This is a genomic window from Sphingomonas sp. SORGH_AS_0870, assembly GCF_031453175.1.
Classification (GTDB): Bacteria; Pseudomonadota; Alphaproteobacteria; order Sphingomonadales; family Sphingomonadaceae; genus Sphingomonas.
In genome coordinates, this window is record NZ_JAVIYW010000002.1 from 2,295,881 (window position 1) to 2,317,956 (window position 22,076).

The window sequence follows — 22,076 nt, forward strand, 5'->3', positions numbered from 1 at the left end:
GCGGCACGGGCGGCGCTCGTGCCCGGATTCTTTCCGTTCCGATTGCGACAACACAATCTTAAACACGTCCGGTTACCCTTCTGCAAACATCCCGACCAAGCCAGAAGGTATTGCCGCCATGATCCCCAAGCGCCTCCACGTCATCTGGGTCGGCGACGAAGCCAAGCGGCCGGACAATTGCATCGATACCTGGCGGGCGATGCATCCCGACTGGGAGTTCCGTTTGTGGGGGAATCAGGACTTTTCCGCCTGCCAATGGGCCAACCGCGCGCATATGGATGCGATGTGGTCACGCGAGCTCAACGGCGTTGCCGATATGATGCGCTGGGAAATCCTTTACCACCATGGCGGCGTCCTGGTCGATGCCGACAGCATCTGCGTCCGCCCGCTGGACGAGCATCTCCTCGACTGCGAGGCGTTCGCCTGCTGGGAGAGCGAGGTGGCGCGTCCGGGCCTGATCGCGGCGGGCTATTTCGGGTGCAAGAGCGAAAACCCGTTCGTCGGCCAGATCATCAAGGATATCGCTGCCGAGACCAGCGTCACCGACCGGATGGCGTGGCAGAGCGTCGGCCCGCAACGCGTGACCGACGCCTATCGTGCCTATGGCTATAATCGGCTGCGTATCTATCCCAGCCATTATTTCATCCCGGAGCATTTCACCGGCATCGCCTATGACGGCAGCGATCCGGTCTATGCATACCAGCTCTGGGGATCGACGCGCGGCGCCTATGACGTGATCCACCAACACGCGCTCGTCTCCGCCGCACCGGTTCCCGCCCCGCAGCCCGAGGCCCCGGTGGCGGTGCACGACCCGGATCTGGAGCAGGGTCTGTTCCACCGCGTCTGGTTCGGAGACAAGCCGATCCCGCCGCATTACGAAGCCTATTGGGCGGCATGGCAGCGGCAGTTTCCGGATGCGCGCTTCATCACCTGGACCGACGCCGATGTGGCGAAACTGACCATGTCGCGCGAGAAGATCGAGGCCGTCTCGGTCCTTCCGATGCGCGCCGACATCGCACGCTACGAAATCCTCTATCGCTTCGGCGGTATCTGCCTGGATTGCGACGTCATGCCGCATCGGCATTTCGACCCCGCCGAAATGTCGCGGACGCTGACCGTTTGCAACGAGGACGCCTCGACCGACTATTGCTCGATCGGTTTCATCGGCGCGCCGAAGGGGCACGCGATCTTCCGCGAATTGCTCGATCATATCATGAGCCATGATCTCGATGAGACACGGGTCAATATCTCGACCGGGCCCTGGCTGTTCGGCGCCTTCTTGAAGCGGCATGCCCATTGCCGGCTCGGGACCGAGGCGTTCTACCCGTATCTTTACGACCAGCCGCTGGCGTCGCTGCGCCGACGGACGCTGGAAAACACCTATGGCATTCACGTCTGGGGCGGCTCCTGGCTGCCCGAGCAGGTGCGCAAGGACAAGGCGATGGATCTCCTTCGCAAGGGCGATCTGGAAGAACCCGCTGCGATCCTAGCGGGTTACGACGATGAATGGTCACAGGATGTCAGCATCCTGATCCAGGGAATGCGGGAAATTCGCACCGGCAGCGTCGGCATGGCGGCGATTTTGCAACCCGATATGTCGATCGATGCGGACGACCGGCTCGCATTCGAATTCGGCAAGGTCGCGGCCTGGCTGTTCGACCGCGATGGCGGCCATATGGTGTGGCGGATCGGTGCGAGCGAGGGAACGTCGGTCGACCCGCTGCGGCCGGTAATGGTCAATTATGATCCGCCCGCGGTTCTGCTGGAGCCCGATGCGCACAGGTTCGCCGCCTTGGAGCGCGGCTATCGCAACAACCGCAACGCGATGTTCCTGCCCTTCGGATACGAGACGGGTGAGGGGAGGGTCTATGCGGTGGACCCGATAACGGTCGCAGCGCCGGGCTTGCCCCAGGCGGTCGGCGCTTCCCCCGTCCGCAATGGCAAGAAGGGGATCAACGGCAAGACGGGCATGATCCAAGGCTCGTCCTGTATCGAAAAGACGGCGGCGCCGGTCGACACCTATCAGGACATGCTGGCCAAGACCGGCGGACGCGCGGCGGACATCCTCGTAGTCGACGCCGGGGGCATGGACAGGGCCATCATCCTCGACATCCTCGGCCATGGAGCCTCGCCGATGGTCCTCCATTTCGAGACGCGCCGCCTCGACGCCGATGAGCAGCACGCGCTGCTGGCGGCGCTTGAGGGTGATTATGTCGTGCTTCGCTTCGGCGACGCCATGACCGCCTACCGCATCGACGTCATCAAGGATTATGCACGGGCCCTCTATATCGAGCATGGCATGCCGACGATCTACAGCGCGGGCCTGAAGATGCTCAACGGGCTGTAATCGGCGGGGCGCGGCATGGAAAAATCGTCCCGTCGCTGAGGGGCGGTGAGCCAAAGGTCGGCTGTCTGCGTATAAGCTGCCGGAGACGACGCCATCCCTCTGCCGTGCGCCCGCGTTCCATCCGGGCGACGCGGTGGGAGGGATCGGCGTCGACAAGGGTGGCACAGGCAGAAAAAGGAAACGCAGGACCCGATGATCTCGAAGGCCCGCATCGGATGGCTCCTCCATCGCATTGCTCGCAAGATCTGGTTCCGCGCCGCGCTCATCAGTGCCGCCAGCGTGGTCGTCGCCGCCTTTGCGGGGATCGTCGCCCGAACGGTCCCCTATCACTTCACCGGCGATATCGGCCAGAATGCCGTTGGTACCGTCCTGGAAATCATCGCCTCCTCGATGCTCGCCGTCACCACCTTCTCGTTGACGGCGATGGTCAGCGCCTATTCGTCCGCGACCCAGTTGGCGACGCCGCGGGCGACCCAGTTGCTGATCTCGGATCGCATGTCGCAAAATGCGCTCTCGACCTTCCTCGGGGCGTTCATCTTTGCCGTGGTCGGCATCATCGGCCTGCAAACCCGCCTCTATGGCGGGCAGGGGCGCGTGTTGCTGCTGATCGCCACGGTCCTGCTGGTCGCGCTGGTCGTCGTGACCCTGCTGCGCTGGATCGCCCATCTCGCCGCGTTCGGGCGCATGTCGGACGTGATCGACCGGGTCGAGGATGCGGCAGGGTCCGCCATGCAGGCGTTCGCGAACGACCCATATCTGGGCGGACGACCGGCCATCCCGGTTCCCGCCCATGCGCGGCCGGTGCGGGCGCAGACGATCGGTTATGTGACGCATGTCGATATCGGTCGCCTGACCGCACTGGCCGGGGAACACGACCTTGTCGTGCATGTGGAGGCGATCCCCGGTACGCTGGTGCACAAGGGGCGTCCGCTGCTCCATGTGGTCGGGGGAGCGGCGGACTGCGATGACGACCTGTCGGGCGCCTTCGTGATCGAGCGGCACCGTGATTTCGACCACGATCCCCGGCTCGGACAGATCGCCCTTGGCGAGATTGCGGGGCGGGCGCTGGCACCCGCCACCAACGATCCCGGCACCGCCGTCGAGGTGCTGAATGCGCTGTTGCGCACCCTGAGCGAGTTGCCCGCTCAGGCGCCGTCAGCGGACGCCGATCTGCCGCCCGTCCATGTTCCGCGTCCGTCCGTGGACGAGATGATCCGAGCCGGCTTCACGCCGATCGTGCGGGAGGGGGCAGGCGAGGAAGAGGTCGCCATCCGCGCCTTCAAGATCCTCCACGCGCTGGGTGAAGCCCTGCCTCATGCGGTCGCGACGACCCGCGCGCTGGCGCATGAACTGCGGCAGAATGTCGAGCGCGTGATGCTCGACCAGGCGGCCCTGGCGCGGACACTGGCGGTGTATGAAGGGCATGCGCGTTGACCGGTTCGATGGGCAGGCCTATCGCGCGGCACGCGGCGCCTTGCCGCTCACCCCTGATCGGCGCTGTTCGGCAGCGAGAGGCGCAGCATAGCCCCTGATGACCTGTTGTTCTGGATGCTGATCTCGGCCTCCATCTGCTTGGCCAGACTGCGCACCAGCTTCAGGCCGAGGCTGTCCGATCGATGGAGGTCGAAATCCGGCGGCAAGCCCGCCCCATCGTCGATCACGCGTAGCTCTATGATATCGTCCTCCAGGGTCAGGGTGACGACGAGCTGGCCAAATTCCCGGTCGGCAAAGCCATGCTCCATCGCATTGGCGATGCCTTCGGCCATGATGAGGGCCAGCGGAATGGCCGCATCGGGCGACAGGCGGATGCCGGGCACGGCCTCGATCCGGTGCAGGATGCCCGGTTTGCTGTCGGCGGCGAAAAGGTCCGTCATCAGGTCGCGGAGGAAGATGTCCAGCGGCACCTGCTCGCCGGTGGTCGAATAAAGCTGCCGCTGGATCCGTCCGATCAGCTGCAATTTGGTGGACGCGTCGGTCAGAACCATGCGCGCGATCGGGTCGACGACCTGCCGCTGCTGCAGGGACAGCATGGCGCCGACCATCTGGATGTTGTTGGACACCCGGTGCTGCAATTCGTGGAACAGCAGCTCGGTCCGTTCGGCCAGCTGCCGCTGCTCGGCCGCCAGTCGGGACGAGCGTTCATTGGCGCGCTGCATGGCATCGACCAGCCCGATATCGACCGCAACGACCCCGGCGTAAAAGCCCAGGGCCACCAGCGTACGCGATTCGAAATCGAACGTATGGACCGGCGGAATGAAGAAATACCAGGCGAGCAGGCCGCAGACGATGGCCGAAACGGTGCCCGGACCGCGCCCGAACAGGAACGCGGAAATGATGACCGCCGGAAAGAAGGTCAGATAGGGAAAGCCTGGCGGAAAGGCCGGATCGAGCGCCCAGCGCACCCACCAGGCGATGGCCGACAGCAGCAGCGCCGCCGCATAGGCCAGCGCCCTGCGCTCGCGAAGCAGCGGCAATTGCCCAAAGGCCCGGCGCCTTACCCCCATATTCCGTCCCAAGCCCTTTTATGTGGCGTCCCTCCTGCGCGATCCGGCGACGGGTTGCAACTCAGGTAAGCATCGGCCCGAACGTCGCTTTTGCCCGCCACGGGACGTGGTGCGGCATTCATCGGCGGGATTGCCGGGCTCAACACCGGGCGTGGGGGCGGCCGCCGGTCACGACCGCCCTGAGATCATCCTTGCGCCACCGGACGCTTCAGCACGCCTATGAGCAGTGCGCTCACCACCACGCCGGCCAGGATCGCCACGAGATAGGCGGCCAGATGCGTGACGGCACCAGGAATGGGCAGCACGAACACACCGCCATGCGGCACGCGCAGCTCGACACCGGCGACCATCGAGATCGCCCCTGTGACGGCCGACCCCGCCATCAGCGACGGGATCATCCGGAGCGGATCGCGCGCGGCGAAGGGGATCGCGCCCTCGCTGATGAAGGCCAGACCGAGGACGGCGGCGGCGGCTCCCGCCTCGCGCTCGTCGGCGGTGAAGCGGGTTCGGAACAGCCGCGTCGCAAGCGCGATGGCGAGCGGTGGCGTCATGCCCGCCGCCATGGTCGCCGCCATCGGCGTATAGACCTGCGACGCGACCAGCCCGACCGAGAAGGCATAGGCCGCCTTGTTGACCGGGCCGCCCATGTCGAACGCCATCATCGCGCCCAGGATCAGCCCGAGCAGGACCGCGTTGGACCCCTGCATCCCGCGCAGCCATTCGGTGAGAAAGGCCAGCGCCGCCGCGACCGGCGTGCCCACCGCATAGATCATCAGCAACCCGGTCAGCAGCGTGCCGAGCAGCGGCAGGATCAGCACAGGCTTCAGGCCCTGAAGGTTCTTGGGCAGGCGGATCGCCCGGTTCAGCGCGTCGACGCCGTAACCCGCGATGAAGCCCGCCACGATACCGCCGAGAAAACCCGCGCCCAACGTGCTGGCCAGCATCCCGCCGATCATCCCCGGCGCGATGCCGGGCCGGTCGGCGATCGAATAGGCGATATATCCGGCCAGCGCCGGGACCATCAGCGCAAAGCCCGCCTTCGCCCCGATGGTGAACAGGGCATGGGCGAGCGTGCCCGCAGCGGCATCGTCATTGGCGTGGATGCCGCCCAGCGCGAAGGCGAGGGCGATCAGCAGCCCGCCCGCCACCACGAAGGGCAGCATGAACGAGACGCCAGTCATCAGATGCTTATAGGGCCCGGCACGCTCGCTGGCGGGGGAGGCGGTGGGCGCATCGCCGCTGGCGGCCTCGCCCTGGACTCTCGCCTCGGCCAGCGCCTTCTCGATCAATGCCGCGCCGCCGGTGATGGCGGGTTTCGTGTTGCTGACCAGCACGCGCTTGCCCGCGAACCGCGCACGATCGACCTCGCGATCGGCGGCGATCAGGACCACATCGGCCTCGGCGATCTGTTCGGCGGTCAGCGGGTTGCCCGCGCCGACCGACCCTTGCGTTTCGACATGGATGTCATAGCCGAGTTGCCGCGCACCCTCCTGCAACCCCTCCGCCGCCATGAAGGTATGCGCGATGCCGGTGGGGCAGGAGGTGATGGCGACGATCTTGCGGACCCGACCGGCGACCGGGCGGTCGGGCTGCATGTCGAGCGCGGCGGCCGGATCGGCGAGCACCGCCTCCAGCGTCACCATCTGGTCGGCACGGGCGCGGGTCGCCGCATCGGCGGTGTCGGCGGCGCCGACGAACAGCAGGCGGTCGCCGCTCTCCGCCGGTCCGGGCGAGACCGGGTTGACGATACCCTGCGCGGTGCGCAGCTCGATCTCGATCGGCGAGCCGATATCGCGCGCGGCCCGGCGCAGCGCTTCGCCCGCCAGTACGCCGGTGACGCCGGACTCGCGCGCATCGACGATCGCAAAAATCCGCTTCATGCGTCCTCTCCCGTCATCGCCGGGCCGGTCTTGGCGACTTGGCGGATCATGACCTGCCCGGCCAGGGAATCGATCGTCGCCCCGCTCGGCAGGTGCGGGCCGGTGCGGCCCAGCTTGGCGACCGCGAAGGCCGTCGACAGTCTAGCGATGCGTTCGAGCGAGGCGCCCTCGGCAAGCCCGGCGGCGAGGCCCGCGACCATGGCGTCCCCGGCGCCGACGGTGCTGGCCAGTGGCCCCGCCGCCAGCTTCGCCAGGATCGCGCCTTCGTCCGACAGGAACAGCGCGCCGTCCTCTCCCATGGACACGACGACCAGCGCGACTCCGCGCTGGAGCAGCGTCTCGGCGCAGCGCACGACATCGTCCAGACCGTCGAGCGGCTCGCCTGACCAAGCGGCCAGTTCACGCCGGTTCGGCTTGACGATCGCGGGCAGGGTGGCCGCGCGAAGCGCCTGGGTCAAAGCAGGGCCGCTGGTGTCGAGAAGCACCTTAGCGCCGCGATCGCTCAGGGTTCGGATCATGTCGGCATACACGCCGGGATGGCATCCCGGCGGCAGGCTGCCGGACAGGACGATCAGCGTGTCCGGCCCCGCAAAGTCCGCCACCGCCTGCTCGACGGCGGCGACCTGCGCCTCCTCGACCGCCGCGCCGCTCATGTTGATGTCGGTGGTGTCGGCATCGTCGACGAGCTTCATGTTGACGCGGGTATCGCCGGAAACGCGCAGGAAGCGATCCTGGATCGCCTTTTGCGCGAACAGCGTCTCGAACAGCGCCGCATTGGCCTGCCCCAGCAGTCCGAACACGCTGACCGGCACGCCCCAGTCGGCAAGGCAGCTGGCGACGTTGATACCCTTTCCGCCCGCATCCTGTCGGACGGAACGGGCGCGATGGACCTCGCCGGGGATCAGCCGATCCAGCGTGATCGTCTGGTCGATCGCGGGATTGAAGGTGACGGTGGCGATACGCATCACGCGGCATTCCTTTCGAGTTGGTCGCCGGTCGGGGCGGCATCGAGCGCCCGCACATCCGCCGCGCTTTCCATCTCCAGCGCCCGCGCCGCCAGCGCCTGCAATGCCGGAAGCTCGCTGGTGCGAAGCCGGGCCTTGACCGCGGGCAGGTCGCGCGGGGTCATCGACAATTCCGTCACGCCCAGCCCGGTGAGCAGCGCCGCGCCGAACGGATCGCCCGCCAGCCCGCCGCACACCCCGACCCAGCGATCATGCCGCCGCGCGCCCGCGACGGTCATGGCGATCAGGCGCAGCACCGCCGGGTGAAGCGAGTCGGCCTCGCTGGCGAGTTCGGGGTTCTGCCGGTCGATCGCCAGCGTATATTGGGTAAGGTCGTTGGTGCCGATCGAGAAGAAATCGGCATGGGCCGCCAGCGCATCGGCCTGGACGGCGGCGGCGGGCACCTCAATCATGATGCCGATCGGCACGACCGGTGCGTCCAGCGCGACCCGCACCGCCTCGCACCGTTCGCGCAACGCCACCAGTTCGGCGGCCGAGGTGATCATCGGGAACATGATCGACAGATCGCCCGACTCCTTGGCCGCGCGGTAGAGCGCGCGCAGCTGCGGCTCCAGCAGATCGGGGCGGCGCAGCAACAGCCGCGCGCCGCGCACGCCGAGAAAGGGATTCTCCTCCTTGGGCAGATGCAAATGCGGCACCTGCTTGTCGCCGCCGATATCGAGCGTGCGGACGATCAGGGGGCGGCCGTCCAGCGCATTGATCATCGCGCGATAGACCGCGAACTGTTCGTCCTCGCTCGGGCTGTCGCCGCGCTCGAGGAACAGGAACTCGGTACGCATCAGGCCGACGCCCTCGCCACCCTGGGCCAGCGCCTCGGCCACCTGATCGGGCCGGTTCACATTGGCGGCGATCGCGACCTGATGGCCGTCGCGCGTCACCGCGGGGCGGCTGCGTTCGGCCTCCTCCGCCGCGCGCCGCGCCGCGATTTCGGCGATCCAGTCCCGCGCGGAGGCGAGATCGGCCTCCGAGGGATCGAGCCAGACGCGACCCGTATCGCCATCGACGATCGCGATCGATCCCGCCGCCTGCGACAAGAGCTCCGCGCCGCCCGCGACCACCGACGGCAGGCCGAGCGTACGGGCGAGGATGGCGCTGTGCGAGGTGGGGCCGCCCAGCGCGGTGGCGATGCCCGCGACGCGGCGGGTGTCGAGCGCGGCGGTGTCCGACGGCGCCAGATCGGCCGCGACCAGGATGCACGGCTCTTGCGGCAGGTCGTCCAGCGTGCCCAGGCCCAGGCCCGGATCGATCTGGGCCAGCACGCGCCGCCCGATATCGCGAAGATCGGCCGAGCGCGCGGCCAGCACCGGATTGCCCAGCGCGGACAGCTGGCCCGCCATCCGCTCGATCGCCTGATGCCAGGACCAGGCGACGCCATGCCCCTCGACCATCAACTGGCAGGTGAGGGTGATGAGATCGGTATCGTCGAGCAGCGTCGCCTGCGCCTTGAAGATCGCCGCATCCCCCGCGCCCAGACGCCGCGTGGTCTCTTCGATCAGCGTCGTCATCTGCGCGCGGGTGCGCACCAGCGCCTCGTCGAGCAGCGCGCCGCCGCTCGCCAGATCGACCGGCTGGTCGGGGACGTCCAGTTCGGCCGCCGCCAGGACATGGACCTTGCCGATTGCCAGACCCGGACTGGCGGCCACACCCGCGATCATTGCCGGGGTGCCGACGGGCTTCCACCCGCGCACGGGTATGGCGGCGGCGGCCTTTTCCGCCGCGCGGGCGGCATCCGCCTTTTCGCGGCCGGTCAGGCGGCCGATCGCGGCGCGGAAGCTCTCGAGAGCGCCGGCGGCGGCGGGACCGGATGCGGAGATGCTGACGGTGTCACCCGCTTTCAGCCCCAGCTGCAACAGCGCCACCAGGCTGCGCGGATCGGCGGTCTCGGCACCATGGCGGACCCGCAATGCGACCGGCAGCGCCTTGGCCGCTTCGGCCCAGGCGGCGGCGGGGCGCGCGTGCAGCCCGGCGGGATAGTCGATGGTCCAACTCACCCGCTCGTCCAGATCCTCGGCCGGAGGGCGCGCCTGGCCCTGATCGCGCGCATCGTCGCTCAGTGCGGCGGCGATCAGCGCCGGGTCGCTGGTCTTTGCCAATTGCTGCAACCGCGCCTCGTCCTGGATGAGCCGGGTCAGGCGGCGCAGGATCGCGATATGGCTGTCCGAACTGGCGGCGATGCCGATCACCAGATGCGCGATCTGGCCGGGATTCCATTCGATGCCGTCGACGAACTGGAGCACCGCGATCCCGTCGCGCCGTACCAGCACCTTGTCCTCGCCCAGGCCATGGGGAATGGCGACGCCCGCGCCCAGAAAGGTGTTCGCGACGCCTTCGCGCGCGATCATGCTTTCCTCATAGCCCGGCGCGACGCAACCGGCGGCGACCAGCAGCTGGCCCGCCTGGCGGATCGCGTCGCTCTTGTCGGTCGCCGTCACGGCGAGGCGGATCAGCTCCGGGCCGATCACGGGTGATGGGGTCTGGGTGTGCATGTCTCTGTTGGCCTCTCCGCCGCGAGTCTCAATTCTTCGCTTGCCCGACTGGAAAACGTTTTCCTGCAACTTTGTCAATGGGCCTTGCAACGAATCGCCTTACGCGACATGAAGGGTGGAAATGAGCCGTAGAGAACGGCGCGGAGAGGAGAATACGTTTTCCATGAGCGTGGGTATCAAAGACGTCGCCCGCGTCGCCAACGTGTCCGCGGCCACGGTATCGCGGGTGTTGGCGGGTCGCAACGTCGATCTGGCGATGCGCGAGCGTGTTCTCGCGGCGGTGCGCTCGACGGGCTATCGTCCCAATCTCGCGGCGCGGCGGCTGCGGTCGCGTCATACCAATACGATCGGGCTGATCGTCGCCGATATCCGCAATCCCTTCTTCACCGCCGTATCCCGCGCGATCGAGAATCTGGCCTATAGTCGCGGACAGCGGGTCATCCTGTGCAACACCGACGAGGACCCCGCGCGCGAGGCCATGTATCTGCAACTGATGCAGGAGGAGCGGGTGGCCGGGGTCATCCTGGCGCCGACCCGCGACGGGCTGGCCAACCTCACCCGGACGAAGCCCGATTATCCCATGGTGCTGATCGATCGCGCGGCGCCGGGCATCGCGCATGACTGCGTGGTCCTGGACAATGGCGCGATGTCGGAGATGCTGGTCGAGCATCTCCACGATCGGGGCTTTCGCCGGATCGCCGGCCTGTTCGGCGCGACCAGCCGTACCGGCATGGAGCGTCGCGCCGGGTTCGAGGCCGCGGCGCAGCGGCTGGGGCTGCGAGCCGAGGCGATCGCGGTGCCGCATGGCGATGGCGAGGTGGCGGAGGCCATGGCCGACCTGCTCGCGCGCGCCGACCGGCCCCAGGCGCTGGTCGCCAGCAATGGCGTGACGTTGCTGGCGGTGTTGCGCACGCTGCGCGAACACGGACTGTCGGTGCCCGACGACATCGCGCTTGTCGGGTTCGACAATGAAGGGTGGATGGACATTGTCGGCGGCGGCCTGTCGGTGATCGAGCAGCCCGTCGAGGAGATCGGCCGCACCGCGATGGCGATGCTGATCGACCGGTTCGACCATCCCGATGCCGCCACCCGGAAAGTCGTGCTGGCCGGGCGACTGATCTCGCGCGGTTCCAGCCTCTCGCCCATTCCCGCCCCGTCTCCCTCGGTGACGGCATGATCCATATCACGGGCGGGCGAACAGCGCCGCCGACATTATTCGGAGCCTGACCACGATGCAACGCATGTCGCTCACCCGGTTCCTCATCGAGCAGCAACGCGCCGACGCCGCACTGCCCGCCGAACTGCGCCTGTTGATCGAGACGGTCGCGCGCGCCTGCAAGACGATCGGCCACGCCGTGTCCAAGGGCGCGCTGGGCGAAGTGCTGGGCAGTCTCGGCGAGGAGAATGTCCAGGGCGAGGTCCAGAAGAAGCTGGACGTGATCGCCAACGAGCTGTTGCTCGACGCCAATGAATGGGGCGGGCATCTGGCGGCGATGGCGTCGGAGGAGATGGAGACGATCCATCACATCCCCAATCGCTACCCCAAGGGCGAATATCTGCTGTTGTTCGATCCCATCGACGGGTCGAGCAATGTCGATGTCGACCTGTCTGTCGGGACCATCTTCTCTGTGCTCCGCGCGCCGGAGGATTGCGCCGGGCGTACGCCGACCGAGGCCGATTTCCTCCAGCCCGGCCGCGATCAGGTGGCGGCGGGCTATGCCATCTATGGTCCGCAGACGCTGCTGGTGCTGACCATCGGCACCGGCGTCTATGAATTCACGCTCGACCGGGAGGTCGGTTCGTGGAGGCTGACCGACGGTCCGATGCGGCTGCCCGCCGGGACGTGCGAGTTCGCGATCAACCTGGCGCGGCGGCGGCAATGGTCGCCGCGCATCGCCGACTATGTCGAAGAGCGGGTTCAGGGCAGCGAAGGGCCGTTGGGCCGCGATTACAATATGCGGTGGACCGCCTCGATGGTGGCGGACATCCATCGCATCCTGAAACGGGGCGGTGTGTTCCTCTATCCGGCCGATCACCGCCATCCGGGCAAGGCACGGCTTCGGCTGTTGTATGAAGCCAATCCCATGGCGATGCTGATCGAACAGGCGGGCGGTGCGGCGATCGATGGTGCGATGCGCATCCTCGACATCCAGCCGACGGGCCTGCACCAGCGGGTCGGGGTGGTGCTGGGCGATGCTGCCGAGGTCGCAACGCTGCGCGACGTCGAAGAGAGGGACGCCGTCCTGCCGCTTGCCGCCTCGGGATAAGGGCGGGGCGGCGGAAGGCCGTTCCCAGGGGCGACAAACTGGCCTTGGCGGGAAATCGTTCTACGCGACGATATCCTGGATGCTTGGGCTGCTTAACGCGAACATTTGAGAAAACGTTTTCTATAACGTGATGGTGAGGATGCGGATGGACAAGGTCCGATTCAAGCTGGGTGTCATTGTCGGGGCGGCCATTTTGCCGGTGTCCCCGCTCTGGTCGCGCATGGTCGATCCGGCCGCCACGGTGGTCGCCGAGGATAGGTCGCCGGTCGCGTCCGATCCCACGACGCCGCAGGTCTCGCAACATGCGACCAAGGCCGTGCCGCTGGTCCTGGGCCAGCGGAGGAAGGGCGACGAGACTTGGCAGCCGCTGGCCGATGACGGCGTCACTTTGGCGCTGAACTATACGGGCGAAGCCGCCGCCAACGTCACCGGCGGGCTGGAGCGCAAGGGCGCCTATACCGGGCAAATCTATGTCGGGGCCGATTTCGACTTCGACAAGATCGCGGGCATTGGCGGCGGTGGCCTTCACCTCGCGATCACCAACCGCCATGGCCAGAGCCTGTCGCAGATCGCGATCGGCAACAATACCTCGGTGCAGGAGGTATGGGGCACGCAGAACACCCATTTGGCCATCCTGACCTGGGAACAGAGGCTGTTCGACAACCGGTTGGATATCGAGGCGGGCAAGAGCCAGGCGAACATCCATTTCCTGAACTCGCCGCTCTACTGCAACTTCCAGTCGAACTCCGCCTGCGGCAATCCCACCTTCGTCTTCAAGAACAGCAACTTCACCTATTTCCCGGCATCGAGTTGGATGGCGCGCGCCAAGCTGACGATCGCCGACAACTGGTTCGCCCATGCCGGCATCTATGAGGTCAACCCGAACCGCAAGCGGGCCGACGACAATGGCTTCAGCCTCAGCTTCAAGGGCGGCACGGGTTTCATCGTGCCCTATGAGGTCGGCTACGCCTCGGACTTCAAGACCGACCGGCTGCCGCGCCATTACATCCTGGGCGGCTGGGTCGATCGCGGCGATTATGCCGATCCTTTACTCGACGATCGGGGCGGCATCGCGATCCTGAGCGGTCGCCCGTCCGCCACGCGCAAGGGGCGCAGCGGCCTCTATGCCCGTTTCGACCAGATGCTGACCCGCCCCGACATGAATTCGCACCGGGGGCTGGCGGTGTTCGGGGTCGCGATGACCAACCTGTCGGGCCGGGTCGAGGAGCGGCATTTCCTCGAACTGGGCCTGCTCCAGACGGGGACCTTTGCCGGGCGCGATCGCGATACGATCGGCTTCGTCATCAACCAGCAGAGCTTTTCCGACCTGGCCATGGCCCGGATGCGCGCAGCGCGCCTGTCCGCCGGGGGCGATGGCGACATTCGCCGCAACCAGTATATGATGGAGCTGGCCTATGGCGCCCAGATCGGCCCCGCCGTCCGCCTGTCGCCCAACATCCAGTATATCCTGAACCCCGACCAGACCGGCGCCCCGTTCCGCAAGACCCATATCGGCAATGCGCTCGTCTTCGGGTTCAAGTTCACGGTCGATGCGCCGACCCTGATCGCGATGGCGCGGCGCGACTAGGCCGCGCCGCGCTCGCCACGGGTTTGACGGCGTTCAGGCGGACCGCTGATAGCGAAGTCGGTTCTCGAAGCCTTCATTCGCCTTGGTCATCTTGGCGATCTTGCGAAGCGTGGCGCGGACGTTCCGGTCGAACCGCCGGTCATCATAAATGCCGGTCGTCCGGTACTCTTCCTGCGCGAGCAAGCTTTTCAGGTGCAGCGCGAAGGCTGCCTGGTCCTCGGCCTTTCCGCCAGCCTGCAATGCCCGGCACACCCATTCCTCGGCCGCCGCCTTGTCATAGTCGTCCTGCGCCTCGTAGCCCCGCCGGTCCGCCGCCGCCTGGTCGAGCCTGGCGGCCTGGACCCGGTGGTCGAGCCATTGGCCGACCGCCGCGCCGTCCCATGGCCTGGATGCGACCGTCATATCCGTCTCCAATCCGTGAAGGAACGGACCCCTAGCATCGCCGCGCGCCAGGACAATGCGCGATCCGGTACGGGCCTCGGCCATATGCGGACAGGCAGCCGGACGAGGCCCGGCTTTCGGGGGTCAGGAAATCGGGACGCCGCCGGTGACGGCGACGACGTTGCCGGACATGTAACTGCCCTCGGCGGAGGCGAGCAGCACATAGGCGGGGGCCAGTTCGCCCGGCTGTCCGGCGCGCCCGATCGGCGTGTCATGGCCGAGCGTCTCCAGCTCCTGCGGCGATTTGGCGATCGGCTGGATGGGAGTCCAGATCGGGCCGGGCGCCACCGCGTTCACGCGAATGCCGTCGCCCGCCAGAAGGTTGGAAAGCCCCACCGTCAGGCTCGATATCGCGCCCTTGGTCGAGGCATAGACGATCATCGTCTTGTTGGCGATCTTGGCCTGCTCGCTGGTCGTATTGATGATCGCCGAGCCCGGCTTCATATGCGGCGCAGCCGCCTTGGCGAGACGGATCATCGCAAAGACATTTGCGGCGAAGGCGTCCTGCATCTCGTCATCGTCGATGCTGTCGAGCCCCTCGTTCATGGTCTGGGCAGCGGCATTGTTGACGAGGATGTCCAGCCCGCCCAGCTCGGCGACGGTGCGTTCCACCAGGCTGGCGCAGTGATCCCGGTCGCGTATGTCGCCGGGCAGCAACAGGCAACGCCGTCCCGCCTTCTCGACCCAGCGGCGCGTTTCCTCCGCATCGGCCTGTTCGTCGGCCAGATAGGAGATGGCGATGTCGGCCCCCTCGCGGGCATAGGCGATGGCGACGGCCCGGCCGATCCCTGAGTCCCCGCCGGTGATCAGCGCGATCCGGTCCGTGAGCAGCCCCTTGCCGACATAGCTCTCCTCGCCATGGTCGGGCTTGGTGCGCATCGCGGTGGTCAGGCCGGGGCTGGGCTGGTGCGGCTCGGCGGGAAAATGCGTCGGCTGGCTGGTGCGGGGATCGTCGGTCATGTCGGTTCCTGCTGAAAGGGATCAGCAGCAAACGGCTCACCGGGAATAACGTGCCGGAGCATCGCCATTCATGGCTTGGGTCGAGTTTTGCCAGACCGACCAACGGGATGCATAGGAAACGATATATTGTCTTATCGGCGAGGATGCGCCAGCAGGCGGCCTTCCACGCCATCGGTGATGACGGACGACAGGACCATGATCGTGAACCACTCTCGCCTTGATATACTTCATGCCCTGCGTACGGGCACCATGTTTGGCCTGGTCGCCATGACGCCGCTTCCCGCTCTGGCGGAGCAGGTCGGGTCGGACGATCTGTCCGCCAGGATCCTGCCGCCGACCATGCCGTGGAAGGGCGCGAGCGAGCGGCTGATCGTCGCGGCGGACGACCCCTGGATCACCCCGGCCGAGGCCGCCGCCTTCCGCACCACGCCGCGCTATGCCGAGGTTCGCGCATGGCTGGAACGGCTAGACGCGGCATCGCCGCTGATTTCCGTGCAGAGCTTCGGCCGCACGACCGAGGGGCGCGAGATGATCTATGTCCGCGCCAGCAAGGGCGGGCCCGGCAAGCCGGTCGTGCTGATCCAGGGCGGCATCCATTCGGGCGAGATCGACGGCAAGGATGCCGGGCTGATGCTGTTGCGAGACATCGCGTTGCGCGGCAAGGACAGCCTGCTCGACACGGTCGATCTGGTGTTCGTGCCGATCTACAATATCGACGGTCACGAACAGCGCAGCGCGTATAATTATCCGCATATTCGCGGCCCGGCCGAAAAGGGCCGCGATGCGAATGCGCGCGATATCGACCTCAACCGCGATTATGCCAAGCTCGACGCGCCGGAGTCGCGCGCGATGATCGGCCTGATCCGCGCGCTCGACCCGATCCTCTATATCGACTGCCATGTCAGCGAAGGCTTCGACATGCAGTATGACGTGACCTTCACCTATGCGGGTTGGGGCACATATGCGCGGCATCGCGCGACGGCGGGGTGGTTGGAGAACCGCTTCGGCCCGGCCGTGTCGCAGGCGCTGACGGCCGCAGGGCATGTTCCAACCATCTATCCCAGCCCCATCGACACGCGCCAGCCCGACAAGGGCATACGCTACAGCCCCGAAGGCCCACGCTATTCGACGGGCTATGGCGACTTCATCGGCATGCCGACGGTGCTGGTCGAGAACCACATGCTGAAGCCCTATCGTCGGCGGGTGCTCGGCACCTATGTGCTGATGGAGGCGGCGCTGAAGATCGCCGGGACTGACGCCGCCCGCATCGCCGCCGCGAAGGCCGAGGACCGGGGCAGCCGCCCGGCCGAACTCCTGACCCGCTGGCAGCCGGCGCCGACGCCGATCGGATGGGTGGAGGATTTCAAGGGCGTGGCATTCGACACCTATCTGTCACCCGCCTCGGGCCGCCGGGAGCAGCGCTGGCTGGGCAAGCCCATCTCCTTTCGCATGCCGATCATCGGCCAGCAGCCGGTCGAGACGGTTCGCCTGCCCAAAGCCTGGTGGGTGCCGCCCGCGCAGACCGAGGTGATCGACCGCCTTCGCCTGCACGGCATCGCGTTCGAGACGATCGCCACGCCCCGCACGCTGACGGTCGATCGGGTCCGGCTGATCGATCCGAAGGTGACGCAGCCCAAGGAGGGGCGCTATCCGATCACCGCGCGCTTCGAGCATCTACGGGCCGAACAGGTCATGCCCGCAGGCAGCGTGCGGGTGCCTGCCGACCAGCCGCTCGGCCTGCTGGCCGCCGCGCTGCTGGAGCCGGAGAGCCAGGATTCCTTCCTGGCCTGGGGCTTCTTCCCCGAGATGCTGGCACCGGCACCGGATACGGACGCCTTCGTCCTCGGCAGGCTGGGCGAACATGTCCTGGCGACCCAGCCCGAGGTGAAGACCGCGTTCGAGGCCAGGCTGCGCGACGAACCGGGCTTTGCCGCCGACCCCGATGCGCGGCTGGCCTGGCTCTATGCGCAGGCCGGGCCGGGGCATCCCCATGTGCTGCAATATCCGGTGGCGCGGGAAGTGGACTGAGGCTCAGCCTCCCGCCCGCTCGTCGAACCGTGGCGCGCGCCGGAACTCGTCCCGCCCGAACGGCCGGTCGTAGAAGACATAACCGTAATAGAAGGATCGCAGACGGACATGAAAGGCCCGGATGCGATCCTGATAGGCCAGCTGCGCGGTCAGGTCGGTCCGCGCCAGCCGGGTGAGCAGCGCCTGCACCCCGACCGAGGGCAGCACCCAGCCAAAGGCGCGGCCCGCCCTATCGCGCCGTTCCAACGCGGCGCGATAGGCCCGCACCTTGGGCGCAACGCTTTCGTCGCCATTCTGGTGGAAGGCGAGATACCATTTATAGTGGAAGTCGCTCCCCAGCGGCAGCGAGTCCGCCAATTCGGGATGCGTGGCATAGAAGCGGCGCATCGTCGCCTCGCGCGGGATGTCCCAGGCATGGTTGACGACCTCGCGTTGCGCGAGTGCGATCTCGGCACCCTGTCCGACCGGAATGGCGCGATCGATGACGACATTGCCGAGGGTCGGCACGATCAGCACCAGCACCAGCCAGGCAGCCGCCAGCGTCGCGGCATTGGCGACCGAACTCCACCGCAACCGCCCGACCAGCGCGGCCAAGCCGACCCAGAACAGCAGATAGGCGACGATCACGCCCAGGACGAGCAGGACGACACCGACCGAGACTCCCTCGACCGCCGCCGCCACCGCGAACGGTAGGCCGAGCGCGGCCCATAGCAGGATCAGGCGCAACCCGGTCCGTCGCCGCCACAGCGCTGCACCACCGCGCGGCAACGCGTCGAGCATGCGCTGCCGCCCCGCCTCCCGCTCGCCCGACGCCAGATCGTGGAACAGCGCGATCACGAACAGCGGGGCAAGGAACACCAGCACGAAGGCGAAGTCGAACCGGCCGGGCAGGGCGACCTCGGGATTGAAGGTGTCGCCGTCATAGATCTGCGCTTCCAGCCCCAGCGCGCGGACGCGCAGGATATAGGGCGCGACGTCGCGCATGCCCAGCGCCGCGAAAGCCAGCGGCGCGGGCGCGTCCCAGGTGGCGTGGAAGCTGTAATAGGCCGCGCTTCCGGCGTCCCTGGTCCGGACGACATAGTCGGCGACCGCGCCGATATCCTCGGCCTGGGCGGGCGGAATGGCGGCGATGGCGGCCCGCTGGCGAGCGACCTCGGCCATGCCCATCCCCAGCGCGGCGATGGTCAGCAGCGCGAGCAGCGCCAGCGCAAGGACGCTCAGCCGCTGGCGCAGCAACAAGCGAAGTTCGTGCCGCCACAAGGTCATCGGTGTGCTCCCAGTCGGCGGGTGGCCAGCCCCAGCAAGGCCAGGGCGGCGATCAGCCACAGGCTCAATATGGCGAGGCCGGGCAGCGCGGCCCGTGCCAGCGTCGCGTCGGTAGGGGCGACGAAATGGAAATCGGGGATCGCCCGCCAATGCGCGCCACCGATCCGCTTGCGCCGGTCGGCCCCCGGATCGGTGGCGGTATCGTCGGCATAGCTGACATCTTCCGCCTGCATCCGGTTCAGCCGCTGGACCAGCGCATAGCGATAGACCTCGGCCTGTTCGAGGAACCGGCGATGCGCGGCGAAGTCGGTGCCGGCCGCCGCCATCGACAGGCCGCGCAGCGCGATGGCGGGGCTGAACAGTCCGGCGGCGCTCACCAGTCCATTCTGCCTGGCCTGCGCGGCGAAGCTCTGCGCGGCATAGCGGTCGAACAGTTCGGAGGTCAGCCGCTCCCCCTCCAGCGCGAGCAGCCCCTTATAGTTGACCGGCAGATCCTCGACCCGCTTGACATGGTAGCGATCGAGCAGCGCCTGCTTGAACTGCGCGAAATGGGGATCGTCGGGATTGTGGCTGTCCCCCATGCGCCGCAGGTCGCGCCCGATGGCGACATCGGTCTGCAGACGGTTCTGCAAGGGCACGGTGCCGCTCGCCAGGTCGGGCACGGCGCGGGGCAGCAGCACCGTCGTCACCGCCCACAGGGCGACCAGCACCAGCAGCGCATCGCGGCTGCGGCGGACCCAGGCCGAGACGAGGAGGATCAGCACGACCCACAGGCCCAGATAGAGGAGATAACCCAGCGCGATCACCAGCATCGGCAGGCCCAGCGCGCCCGGCTGTCCGGCGATGACCAGCAGGCCGAGCATCGCCGGTGCGGCGGCCGCCAGCGCCACGCCGCCGAGCGCGAGCAGCTTGCCCGCCACCACCTGTCGCCGCGACGCCCCCTGCAACATCAGCAGGCGCAGCGTGCCGCGCTCCGTCTCGCGCGCCAGACTGCCGAACCCCAGGAAGATCAGCAGCAGCGGGGCGACGATCTGAAGCACGAAGGCCGGGGTGAACTGGCCGAAGCGGATCAGCAGCGAGCTTTGCCGGACATCGCCGAAATTCGCGGTATTCTGTCGATGTCCCTCCAGGAACATGCTGTTGCCGGTAAAGGCGTCGACACCCGGATCGAACGCCGCGAGCGGGCTGAGCGGTCGAAAGATGAAATGGCCATAATGGACCATCCGGTGCGGATGCCGGTCGGGTTGCGCGTCGAAGGCGTGTTCGGCCTCATGCTGATGCCGCTCGCGCAGTTCGGCGACGCCGCGCTGGTGCGACCAGCTGCTCGCGACCGCCACCAGGGTCAGCAGCACGATCAGCGCAAAGGCGATCAGGGCGACGCGGTTGCGCAGCATCAGCCGCAACTCGTCGCGCGCGATCAGGCGGACGATCCTCATGCGGCGATCCGTTCCCCGCTCACCTGGAAACGGGCATGGAGCGCACGCACGTCGAACCGGTCCGGCCCCTGCGCCGTCACCCGGTGGGTGACCCGACCGGCCTCCAGAAAGGCGATTTCGTCGGCGACGTCGGCGGCGCTCAACAGATCGTGCGTCACCATCAGCACGGCAGTGCCGCGTTCGCGCACGGCGGATACCAGCGCGTTGAAATCCGCCGTCGCGCGCGGATCGAGCCCGGAGGTCGGCTCGTCGAGCAGCAGGACGGGGACGGCGCGGAGCAGCGCGACGGCGATCGCCACCTTCTGCCGCATGCCCTTGGAGAAACCGCCGAGCCGCTGGTCCCAGGCACGCTCCTGCAACCCGGCGGCCCGCAGCGCCTCGACGATCGCGTCGCGGCCCTGTCGCTCGCCGCTCAGCGCCAGCAGGTAATCGGCGTTTTCGATGGCCGAGAGATGCTCGTAGAGTGCGACATTCTCGGGCAGATAGGCGATGTGGCGGCGCGCCGCATCGGGGACCGCGCCGGGATCGACGCCGCACACCGCGATCCGGCCCGATTGCGCGCGCGTAAAGCCGAGCAGGGTGGACAGGGTGGTCGACTTGCCCGCGCCATTGCCGCCCAGCAAGGCGGTGATGCTGCCCGATCCCACGGCCAGGGACAGCCCGTCGAGAACGCGATGATCGCCATAGGCGACCGACAGGTCCTCGATCAGGATCGGGGCGGATGGTGGGAGCGACATGGATACCTCGATGCTCGGATGTCCGGCACCTGTGCACCATGCGCGTGGCGGAGACAATATATCATGAAAAATCGGTCATGCAGCGCGACTTGGGCGCGCGCGCGGCCATGCCGTCGGTAACGTCGGGCAAGGAGCCGCCGGCATCCCGTGTTGCGGGGATGCCGGCGGAAGGGATCACTCGGCGGCTTCGAGCAGTCGCTCGGGCTTCAGCGCGCGGCTGGAGCCACCGTCGACCGCGACCGGCACCGATCCGGCGATCGTCGCGCGGCGCAGGTGGCGCTTCTGCCTGCCGAAATCCGCGATCGCGCGGTGCTGGGTCGCGCGATTGTCCCAGATCGCCACATCGCCCGGCTGCCAGCGCCATCGGACGGTGTTTTCCGGCTTGGTGATCTGATCCTGGAGAATCTGGAACACCCGGTTGGAATCGTCACGGCTCAACCCGACGAAGCTCTTGACGAAATTGCCCAGCAGTAGCGCCTTTTCGCCCGTCACCGGATGGACGTGCACCACCGGATGTTCGGTCTCATAGACGGTGGAGGCGAATATCTCGCGGTGGCGGCGGATCGCCTCCGACGATGCCTCGGGGCTGGCGGTGGCATAGTCATAGGCATTGGTATGGACCGCGCGCAGGTCGTGGACCAGGGCCTTGAGCGGGGCGGACAGACCTTCATAGGCGGCGACGGCATTCGCCCAGAGCGTGTCGCCGCCCGCCGGCGGGATCACCAGCGCGCGCAGGATCGACGCGGCGGGGAAGGCGGGCAGGAAGGTGATGTCGGTATGCCATTGCGACGCCGCCTCGCCCTCGCGCGAGTTGAGTTCGAGCAGGAAGCGCGACCCTTCCGCCACCGGGACGGTCGGATGCGCCAGCGGTTCGCCGAGCCGGGCGGCAAAGGCCTCGTGCGCTTCGTCGTCCAGCTGGGTCTGGCCGCGGAAGAAGATCACCTTGTGACGGCCGAGCGCCCGTTTGATCGCATCGACGGTCAGGTCGTCCAGGTCGCCCGACAGGGCGACACCCCGGATTTCCGCGCCGATCCGCCCGGCGACGGGCACGATGTCGAGTGGGCTTTGCGCGTCGGCGGCGTTATCGAACTGGTGTTGGATCACGGTCATG

At 67.4% G+C, this 22,076-nt stretch carries 16 protein-coding genes; 6 read left to right on the top strand and 10 right to left on the bottom strand.

From position 1 onward, the window contains the following. Positions 1 to 118 precede the first annotated feature (118 nt). The gene (locus QE363_RS10895; protein ID WP_309695125.1) at positions 119 to 2,347 is read left to right on the top strand and encodes a glycosyltransferase; all 2,229 of its coding nucleotides are present in this window, start codon (positions 119 to 121) and stop codon (positions 2,345 to 2,347) included. A 192-nt stretch (positions 2,348 to 2,539) separates the two neighbouring features. Continuing rightward, entirely contained in the window at positions 2,540 to 3,781 is a 1,242-nt protein-coding gene (locus tag QE363_RS10900) for a DUF2254 domain-containing protein (protein WP_309695127.1), read from the top strand. A 47-nt stretch (positions 3,782 to 3,828) separates the two neighbouring features. Here the strand turns inward: QE363_RS10900 and QE363_RS10905 are convergent, their stop codons facing one another. The 4 genes from QE363_RS10905 to ptsP all read right to left on the bottom strand — a co-directional run bounded on the left by QE363_RS10905 (position 3,829) and on the right by ptsP (position 10,242). Continuing rightward, positions 3,829 to 4,851, bottom strand: a complete 1,023-nt coding sequence (locus QE363_RS10905; protein ID WP_309695128.1) for a DUF4118 domain-containing protein — start codon at positions 4,849 to 4,851, stop codon at positions 3,829 to 3,831. A gap of 185 nt (positions 4,852 to 5,036) precedes the next feature. Continuing rightward, on the bottom strand, positions 5,037 to 6,731 hold the full coding sequence (locus tag QE363_RS10910) for a fructose-specific PTS transporter subunit EIIC (RefSeq protein ID WP_309695129.1): 1,695 nt from the start codon (positions 6,729 to 6,731) through the stop codon (positions 5,037 to 5,039). Further along, positions 6,728 to 7,696 carry a 1-phosphofructokinase gene (pfkB, locus tag QE363_RS10915; protein ID WP_309698181.1) on the bottom strand — a complete coding sequence of 323 codons (969 nt, stop codon included), beginning with the start codon at positions 7,694 to 7,696 and terminating at the stop codon, positions 6,728 to 6,730. Before pfkB ends, QE363_RS10910 begins: the two co-directional genes overlap by 4 nt. Beyond that, entirely contained in the window at positions 7,696 to 10,242 is a 2,547-nt protein-coding gene (ptsP, locus tag QE363_RS10920) for a phosphoenolpyruvate--protein phosphotransferase (protein ID WP_309695131.1), read from the bottom strand. Before ptsP ends, pfkB begins: the two co-directional genes overlap by 1 nt. A gap of 163 nt (positions 10,243 to 10,405) precedes the next feature. Here ptsP and QE363_RS10925 point away from each other — a divergent pair, with 163 nt between their 5' ends. The 3 genes from QE363_RS10925 (at position 10,406) to QE363_RS10935 (ending at position 14,097) form a co-directional block, all read left to right on the top strand. Beyond that, on the top strand, positions 10,406 to 11,419 hold the full coding sequence (locus QE363_RS10925; protein ID WP_309695132.1) for a LacI family DNA-binding transcriptional regulator: 1,014 nt from the start codon (positions 10,406 to 10,408) through the stop codon (positions 11,417 to 11,419). Positions 11,420 to 11,474: 55 nt separating this feature from the next. Beyond that, positions 11,475 to 12,509 carry a class 1 fructose-bisphosphatase gene (locus QE363_RS10930; protein ID WP_309695133.1) on the top strand — a complete coding sequence of 345 codons (1,035 nt, stop codon included), beginning with the start codon at positions 11,475 to 11,477 and terminating at the stop codon, positions 12,507 to 12,509. Positions 12,510 to 12,654: 145 nt separating this feature from the next. Then, positions 12,655 to 14,097, top strand: coding sequence for a carbohydrate porin (locus QE363_RS10935; RefSeq protein ID WP_309695134.1), 1,443 nt, complete (start codon positions 12,655 to 12,657; stop codon positions 14,095 to 14,097). Positions 14,098 to 14,130: 33 nt separating this feature from the next. On the opposite strand, the gene QE363_RS10940 is transcribed toward QE363_RS10935, so the two are convergent. Further along, positions 14,131 to 14,499 (bottom strand): hypothetical protein, encoded by a 369-nt coding sequence (locus tag QE363_RS10940; protein WP_309695135.1) that lies wholly within the window; start codon positions 14,497 to 14,499, stop codon positions 14,131 to 14,133. A 123-nt stretch (positions 14,500 to 14,622) separates the two neighbouring features. Further along, on the bottom strand, positions 14,623 to 15,498 hold the full coding sequence (locus QE363_RS10945; protein ID WP_309695136.1) for an SDR family oxidoreductase: 876 nt from the start codon (positions 15,496 to 15,498) through the stop codon (positions 14,623 to 14,625). 267 nt (positions 15,499 to 15,765) lie between these two features. On the opposite strand from QE363_RS10945, the gene QE363_RS10950 reads away from it, so the two are divergent. Beyond that, entirely contained in the window at positions 15,766 to 17,526 is a 1,761-nt protein-coding gene (locus QE363_RS10950) for a M14 family metallopeptidase (protein ID WP_309695138.1), read from the top strand. 3 nt (positions 17,527 to 17,529) lie between these two features. On the opposite strand, the gene QE363_RS10955 is transcribed toward QE363_RS10950, so the two are convergent. From QE363_RS10955 to QE363_RS10970, 4 genes are all read right to left on the bottom strand, one after another. Further along, positions 17,530 to 18,792: a DUF3526 domain-containing protein gene (locus tag QE363_RS10955; RefSeq protein ID WP_309695139.1), complete on the bottom strand. Its 1,263-nt coding sequence runs from the start codon at positions 18,790 to 18,792 to the stop codon at positions 17,530 to 17,532. Further along, a complete protein-coding gene (locus tag QE363_RS10960) occupies positions 18,789 to 20,228 on the bottom strand; it encodes a DUF3526 domain-containing protein (protein WP_309695140.1) in 1,440 nt (479 codons plus the stop codon). The genes QE363_RS10955 and QE363_RS10960 overlap by 4 nt, the downstream gene beginning before the upstream one ends. Beyond that, positions 20,225 to 20,965 (bottom strand): ABC transporter ATP-binding protein, encoded by a 741-nt coding sequence (locus tag QE363_RS10965; protein WP_309695141.1) that lies wholly within the window; start codon positions 20,963 to 20,965, stop codon positions 20,225 to 20,227. Before QE363_RS10965 ends, QE363_RS10960 begins: the two co-directional genes overlap by 4 nt. Before the next feature lie 174 nt (positions 20,966 to 21,139). Continuing rightward, positions 21,140 to 22,075, bottom strand: a complete 936-nt coding sequence (locus tag QE363_RS10970; protein ID WP_307098489.1) for a TauD/TfdA family dioxygenase — start codon at positions 22,073 to 22,075, stop codon at positions 21,140 to 21,142. Position 22,076 lies beyond the last annotated feature (1 nt).